The sequence below is a fragment of the Roseburia sp. AF20-18LB genome, assembly GCF_003461185.1.
Classification (GTDB): Bacteria; Bacillota; Clostridia; order Lachnospirales; family Lachnospiraceae; genus Roseburia_C; species Roseburia_C amylophila.
Map to the genome: position 1 here is coordinate 1 of NZ_QTWP01000029.1, position 1346 is coordinate 1346.

Annotated in this window: 1 protein-coding gene; it reads left to right on the forward strand. The window is 36.6% G+C overall.

The window, feature by feature from the left end; translation table 11 throughout:
* Positions 1 to 197: 197 nt before the first annotated feature.
* Complete coding sequence (locus DWX65_RS14775; RefSeq protein WP_118173748.1) at positions 198 to 1319, forward strand: IS1249 family transposase; 1122 nt, start codon at positions 198 to 200, stop codon at positions 1317 to 1319.
* The last annotated feature ends 27 nt before the right edge of the window (positions 1320 to 1346 follow it).

Below are 1346 nucleotides of genomic sequence, written 5' to 3' on the forward strand. Positions count from 1 at the left end.
AGAGTTATAGGACAAAATGTGTTGATGAAAACCGCTTTCAAGCCTTGAAAATAAAGGGCTGAAGGCGGTTTAATCTTTTTTCAAAGAACTTTGAGGGTGGACAAAACGTGTTGATAAAAAATGCTCTAACCATTGAAAATAAAGGGCAAAACAGAGTTTAATCTTTCTTGAAATAGAAAACCATGGAGGAAGATTAAATGAATCAGATAAATTGTCCTATTTGTGGAAACAAATGTGTTAAAGCAGGAAAAACAAAAGCGGGAACACAACGCTGGCTATGCAAGAAATGCAAAACTTCGTTAACACATAAAATAGATAATGATTCAAAGGAGTTACAAATCTTCTTAGATTGGTTGTTTGGAAAAGAAGCTCAATCAATAATGCCAGGAGAAGGAAGAACATTTAGAAGAAAGACAGCAAGATTTTGGGATATATGGCCGATGCCACCGAAAATAGAAGAAACCAAAGATGTTCTTTTTCTTGATGGAATTTATCTTGGCCGAAAGGCCTGTGTGCTAATCTGCTGCGATGAGAAAAATGTACTTGGATGGTATTTGTGCCGATATGAACATGCAGGTGCCTGGATTGCTTTAATGAAGCGTATAGCTGAGCCAAGAATGGTTGTATCAGATGGTGGAACAGGATTTGCAAAAGCACTGAAAAAAGTATGGCCAATAGCAAAACATCAAAGATGTATATTTCATGTATTCTGCCAGATAAAACGTTATACAACGTCCAAACCTAATACATTAGCTGGAGTAGAGCTTTATTGTCTGGCTAAAGATTTACTTAAAATAAAAGAGAAACAAGAGGCAGAAACATGGGTAACTCGTTTCACTGAGTGGATAAAGAAGTATCAGGAATTTCTTAGAGAAATGACGGTAGATGAGCATGGTAATAAAAGACCAACTCATGAGAGACTGCTTAAAGCAGAGAGATCCCTTCTTAAACTTATCAAAGAAAACACACTGTTTACATACCTGGATAAGGAATTTATAAATGATTTCATTGCACCATCTACGAATAACAGAATTGAAGGCGGAATCAACTCAAGACTCAGAGAAATGTTGAGAAATCATAGAGGACTTTCTATAGAAAGACGAATAAAAGCGGTTTACTGGTGGTGTTATATGCACTCTCCAGAACCGCTTTCATTGTCTGAAATAATAAAAACTATGCCTACAGATAGAAGTATTGCAGCAATATATCAAAGGATGAATGATAAATCCCGGTTGGAAAAGAGTCTTTCACTTTGGGGTGATGCCATTGTGTGGAGTGACCTCCATAAGATGGATAAATCTTTTACAGAATGGGATTAGCCATCAACACGTTTTGTCCTATAACCC